Genomic DNA, 6,725 nt, shown 5'->3' on the forward strand with positions numbered 1-6,725 from the left:
CAAGATATGGACTTTCGAATTGCCGACACCTTCACCGATAGCCTCGCCAAACTCACCGGCGAAGAACAAAAAGCCATTAAAACCACCGCGTTCGATCTGCAACTGAATCCGGAAAATCCCGGATTCAGTTTTCACAAATTGGATAGGGCCAAGGATAAGAACTTCTGGTCAGTCCGGGTTAGTACTGACATTCGTATCATCGTCCATAAAACGCAAAGCAGTTTGTTGCTGTGTTACGTCGACCATCACGATAAAGCCTATCACTGGGCGGAACGCCGTAAGCTGGAAACTCACCCGCGAACGGGTGCTGCGCAAATCGTGGAAATTCGGGAACGTGTCGAAGAGGTCATCGTACCGAAATACATTGAGTCTACGATAATCAAACCAGCCAAGCCGCCACTGTTCGCGAAATACACGGATGAGCAACTAATGAGTTATGGCGTCCCGGAAGAATGGCTGGTTGATGTCCGTGCTGCTGATGAAGATTCGATTTTGGAATTGGCGGACCACCTACCTGCCGAAGCCGCTGAAGCTGTTTTGGATCTTGCGGTCGGCAAAATACCATCGATTGTCGAGCATACCGAAGCCGTTACCGATCCATTTCAGCATCCGGATGCTTTACGACGATTCCGGATCATGGCTAATGTCGAAGAATTAGCACAGGCGCTGGATTACCCCTGGGATAAATGGACGGTATTTCTGCATCCTGCGCAACGCCAGTGGGTTGAACGCAGTTATAACGGACCGGCCCGTATTTCAGGTTCGGCTGGCACCGGTAAAACCATTGTCGCGCTACATCGCGCTGTTTTTTTTGCGCGGAATCATTCTGAATCGCGCGTTTTACTCACTACGTTTTCGCCAACATTGGCCAACGCCTTACGCAATAAATTGAAGCGTCTGATTAGTCATGAGCCTCGCTTAGCCGAACGCTTGGAAGTACATGCTTTGGATGTCATTGGCCAACGTTTGTATGAATCCAATTTTGGTAAATGCCAAATTGCGACTTTAGAGCTGATTCGTGAGTTGTTGAACACCGCTTCTAAGCAACTTCAAGGACATAAGTTTAGCTTGCAGTTTTTGGTTTCCGAGTGGGAGCAAGTAGTTGATGCCTGGCAATTATCGTCTTGGGAGGCTTATCGGGATGTGAAACGACTGGGTCGAAAAACCCGTTTGCCCGAGGCTCAGCGGCAGCTGCTGTGGTCGATATTTGCACAGGTTCAATCGGGTTTGGTTGAACGTAGAGTATTAACTTATGCCGCCATTTTTACCCGCTTAGCCGAACATTTTGCGCAACAGTCTCGCTACCCTTTTGATTTTGCTGTGGTGGATGAAGCACAAGATATTGGTATAGCGCAATTGCGCTTCCTGGCTGCGATTGGGGCTGAGCGTCCCAATGCTTTATTTTTTGCCGGCGATCTTGGACAACGAATTTTTCAAATGGCGTTTTCGTGGAAATCGTTAGGCGTGGACATTCGTGGCCGCTCTCGTAGTTTGCATATCAACTATCGCACCTCCCATCAAATTAGGGCGCAAGCTGATCAATTGCTTGGGCCGGATATTTCTGATGTGGATGGTAATGTCGAGGACAGAAACGGCACGATCTCGGTATTTAATGGGCCAGCGCCGTCCATATTAATGTTGGATTCTCCCAACCTGGAAATACGCGCCGTCGCCGATTGGCTATCTCAATTGTCGACTGATGGCATCAAGCCTCATGAAATGGGTGTGTTTGTACGGTCGGAAGCGGAATTGGATAGAGCGATTTCCGTCGTGAAGTTGGCATCGCTGCCTTACATTGTATTAGATGAGCAGGTCGAGACAACGACAGGCTTTATTTCGCTATGCACCATGCATTTGGCCAAGGGATTGGAATTTAGAGCCGTTGTAGTCATGGCTTGTGATGACGAAATCATTCCCTCCCAATCTCGAATTGAATCGGTTGCTGATAACGCCGATTTGGAAGAAGTTTATGAAACAGAGCGTCATTTACTTTATGTCGCCTGTACACGTGCCAGAGATCATTTGTTAGTGACCAGCGGGGATGTGCCCTCTGAGTTTGTTGAGGATTTGATGCTGACCGGGTGAAACTCCCAATTTACTATTTTGATAATCGTTTTTAGCAAAACAACTGGAAATAATTAAAAGGATAAGATGGACTCTTTATTAAACAAATACCGTAATGTTATTCAAAATCTGCCTGATAACTGCATCGATGAGAAACTCATCATGGATAGAGATGGCAAGTTATCTATTTATTATGCTCCATTTGAATATATCAATCCGAATGCAAAAGTCGTCATTGTAGGTATTACGCCTGGTCGAACTCAAATGACCAATGCGTTACGAGAGGCACAAAATCAGTTAAAAGCTGGCGCAGATAGTCATACAGTTCTTCGTCAAGCAAAGTTGACGGGTGCATTCAGCGGCACATTACGCAATAACCTTATCAATTTGTTAGATCACATTGGCATCAACCAATGGTTGAACATTGAGACTACCGGGCTTTTATTTGGAAGCATGGCGCATCTAGCCCAAACGGCTTCAGTCTTGTCATATCCTGTATTTGTTGACGGTAAGGATTACAACGGCACGCCAAATATGCTCAAACAACCATTGCTAAAGCGATATTTGCACGATCACTTTGGAAATCAAGCGCGCGAATTAAATAAAGCCGTTTTCATTCCGTTAGGCGATAAGACTAAAGAAGCATTAAGTTTTTTATCTGCCGAAGGCTTTATCGATAAAGATAGAATTCTTGGCGACTTGCCGCATCCATCAGGCGCAAACGCAGAGCGTATCGCGTACTTTCTTGGCAGGAAGAATAAAGATTCTCTTTCCGCAAAAACTAATCCAGAAAAAATAGATATGGCCAAAAATACGCTTATTAAGCAATTATCCATTATCAAGGGTAACTAAATAGGATTTAAGTCCTATTTGATATTCACAAGAATAATATGAGAGGGATGACAGTGGGCGAGAGTAATTGGTTGACTCAGTTTATTTTTACACGTACTCGAAATACGGCCCCAGATGGCCGGCCACTTTATGCTTATAAGTGTGAAGATAAAAAGTATGAAGAACTCAAAGAACAATTAATTCAACAATTACAAATTGTTGATTACCGAAAGGCTTTTGTAACGAATTTTTCTTATTATTTCTGTCTATACGCCGCTGAAACTTTCTGCCGTGAACATGAGACCGGCTTTTGGACATGGGAGACCGTTTTTAAACCACTTGGTATCAACCAACCCGAACATCAACAAATTAGGGAATGGATCAAACAGGGCTTGGCTTGGTGGAAGCGTCCGCTCATAGAACAGAATGGTCAACGGAGATTTTTAACTACAATCGCATGTGAAGGAGGCTTGCCTCTGAAACTCTTGCAAAAAAACAATGCTGCTATCAATCAATTTTTCAAAGCCACATTAGAGGACTATCACAGCCAAGGATATGGCGGAATTGAAATAGCGGAAAGGATCGGTCGCATACAAGCTCATAGGTTGCCACCTAGTTTACGCCAAGATGTTGTCTTTCATTTGGGTGGCGAATTGATCGCGTCTATTGTCGAGCTACAGGAAGAGATCGGTTATAGCAATAATCCAATCATAACTTTGGATAATAAGGTCCCTGATTGGCGTAAAAGGCTACCTCTGAGGCTTGAGGATCAAACCGCGGAATCGTTATTTAATGGTTTAGTCATACGAACCAATGAACTGACGAAGCTTGCGCAATCCCGCTTACGCTGGATAGGAAAGCTGAAAGAAACGACTCAGGGCTGGCAAGTTCAAAAGTACCTCGAATGTCCCGATGTTATTGCCACTGAACAATTATGTCATTGGGTAGGCAGTGAAACTCACCTACCCCCTAGATTACGAATTTTACTGAAAACGTCGGCATCAACCGAAGTCATTGCCTTGTTAACGTTGGCTCAAGGTAGTGGTAAATCAGCCTCATACCGACGTGAGTGGACTCGACGCAATGGTGCAGTAATTTCAGCCAACCTCGTTCAGGATCAACACTTGTTATTTTTGCATGTTGGTGATTTTGAATATCCATTGGCCGTTGAAAATCAGGAGCCATGGGGAGATTTACCGTGGTTTTTCGTAAACAAAGGAAACAATGGCGATTTGTATTTTATCGGCGAAGGATCACGACAGACACGTGCCGAAAACGCTTATGTTCTATCGCCAAATGGACTTTCAGCTCATCCATTAGTAGGTGAATACCAGAAGATTACCGAGATTCCTCAGCTTAGCAGAAGCCTTTACAAGGTCAGTGGTACGGTCGATTTTTTAACGGAAGAGGATGATCGTTATCGGATAACTTGTCAGGCTGAAATAGATTTTGAAGAAAGCTACTGTATTAACGGACATACGTTATCCGATGCTTTGAATTCGTATCCACTTTATTTGGGCGTCCCTCGAATCGGTAACAAAAGTGGGATTAAATCGGCTAACCTGAAAACACAATGGAAACAATTGAATACTGGTGCCGTATGGAATGACCACACTATCGAATGTGTTGGTCGGATCTGGCTGCGTCTATTCGATACCTATGGAAATATAGAAATTTTTAGGCGCCAAGTCGTAGTGTTACCTAAGTCCTTTTGCATTGAGCGAACCATTGGTCAAGGGGAAGAGGCAGGTAGTTATCGGCTACATGGATTGATGGGGGCTTTGATATCGGATAGTAACAGTGACAAGATTGAACGTACGGAAGATGAAATCGAGATCAGCTATCCGGTTCTTCACACCACAAATTTACCTCCGATAACGCTCAATCTTTCTTGGGGGATGGGTAAAGAAGTTTCGATCAATTTGCCGTATCCTCAACGGGGTGCTGTTTTTCAATTGGCCGGGCAAACATTGTCACGAGATGAAACGGTTTCACTCGAACGACTGGGTGGCTTGCGACTATTTTTACAAGATCACGCTGGCGGGAGGCGTTATTGGCTTGACGTTGAGTTGATTAGCGCAGATGCACTAGATTGCGAATTACCGAGGCTGCGCTTTAGAGATCGACTGGCAATTTTAATCTCTGGAAGATTGGAAACTAGCTTGTTGACTTGGCAAGATCGAATCGCATCGCTATTAAGTAGTAGTCGAAGTTTAGATGCGTTAATTAGATTGGAAGTTTCGACCTCGCAAGGTGAAACTCTAGCACGGCTCAATATTGCTCGTTTTGACTGTTTTCTGGAGCCCAACTTCCCTGCACATCAGGTTCGTTTATCAACTTCTACGTTAGAAAAAATTGGGCAGTCCCACTTACAAAATATCCACTTGGAAATGCTTCCTTTGTGGTCTCCAAAAGATCAGCCAATTCCTCTTGAAATCAATCTGGAGCTGATTGCATGTTGGAATTTGCCTGATCAACTGGCTCCTGGCCCATGGTGGATCGTTGGGCGTGATGGAGATTGGGTGCGATTTAGACCCATTCTATGGTCTATTTCAGAAAGTGATGTATCTCAATCAGAGTCAAAACTTGAATCTGCGATACGAGAATCCAATAGCGTATTACGAGAACAGATACTTGATGAAGTCTTGCGGGAACTTGGCGAGAATCCCGAAGATTCTGATTGGTTTTTGTTATTTGATCTTATTCGATTATCTCGCGAGTTTCCAGCCAGTTCAATGAATGTACTTACTCGGTTGGTGGGGTATCCGCAGACATTAGCATTAGCCTTACTCAAATCGGATGATGAGCTATTTGATTGCGTATGGAATTTGGCAGAACAATTACCATTCTCTTGGAGTTTGCTGTCTGCATATTGCTGGCAGGAAGCTACTTCGTTATATATCCATAGTCTTCAAAATGCACTAGGTGAAATTGATATCAATGGCGATATCGTTTTTGGAATTTTCCAAAAATTTAGAGAAAGAGCTTGTTCCCGAAGACAATATTGGTCTTCGCTCTGTGATTGGCTACAAGAGCGGACGTTTATCGATAAACCAATACAAAGTAGCCCCCTGATAATCTCACGCAGATTACCTTCATTCTTTGACGAACAAATCGCAAATGCAGAACAGGAACTGCAAAGTCGCCACGATGCAGACGAACATTGGCCACCAAGCCAAGAAGTATTCGATCGATTAGAGTTGCTGAACGAATGGAATCTATATCAACATCTTGCCCCTATATATCGATCTGTTCGCTGTGCACCATTTTTAGCTAGTCGACTGAGTATTAAGGGGATTCTTTCTAACGCAGGAACAACAGTTCCTAATATAACCGAGGACAATTGGACCAACCTCCAAAGCCTTCAAGCATATCTAGTAACTGAAAATCTAATCTATGAATTGCGGCTGCTCAGAGCTTTTGACCCCGATTGGTTCGATACGGTGTATGCCATCGCCTTAACCATCGAATTATCTAAACTCCCAGTGGAGACCACTTCTCATGACTAATCTCTTTTACACGGACTTAATCGAGCAACTTAACCGACGTGCAACTAGAGCTGCTTTAGGTTTATTAGGTTTTCGAAATGACGCATTACGAGCCTATTTAACCAGCTACTTTGGTCATGAAGCAGGTTTACCTGGCTCATTTCTTGCCGATCCAGTATTTGAGGCTACTTTCAGTTGGCAAGCTTCTGAATTTTCTTTAGGAGAACTCAGCGGAAAGTTGTTGCATAAGGATCTGGTCAATGCATTATCGAACCCGCAAATAGAACAACTTACAGAAAACTATACGTTTGACCTTGAACAGTATGCGTATTCCAGTGAAAT

Annotated in this window: 4 protein-coding genes; all 4 read left to right on the forward strand. The window is 43.9% G+C overall.

Annotation, left to right across the window (positions count from 1 at the left end; all coding sequences use genetic code 11):
* The first annotated feature begins 6 nt into the window (after positions 1–6).
* Complete coding sequence (locus A1359_RS02140; RefSeq protein WP_066977328.1) at positions 7–2,085, forward strand: UvrD-helicase domain-containing protein; 2,079 nt, start codon at positions 7–9, stop codon at positions 2,083–2,085.
* A gap of 66 nt (positions 2,086–2,151) precedes the next feature.
* Entirely contained in the window at positions 2,152–2,916 is a 765-nt protein-coding gene (locus A1359_RS02145) for a hypothetical protein (RefSeq protein ID WP_066977331.1), read from the forward strand.
* A 53-nt stretch (positions 2,917–2,969) separates the two neighbouring features.
* Complete coding sequence (locus tag A1359_RS02150; RefSeq protein ID WP_198159242.1) at positions 2,970–6,404, forward strand: STY4851/ECs_5259 family protein; 3,435 nt, start codon at positions 2,970–2,972, stop codon at positions 6,402–6,404.
* Positions 6,397–6,725 (forward strand): hypothetical protein (locus tag A1359_RS02155; RefSeq protein WP_157200438.1); only part of this gene is annotated, 329 nt, incomplete at its 3' end. The genes A1359_RS02150 and A1359_RS02155, both read left to right, overlap by 8 nt.

The organism is Methylomonas lenta (assembly GCF_001644015.1).
Taxonomy (GTDB): Bacteria; Pseudomonadota; Gammaproteobacteria; order Methylococcales; family Methylomonadaceae; genus Methylomonas; species Methylomonas lenta.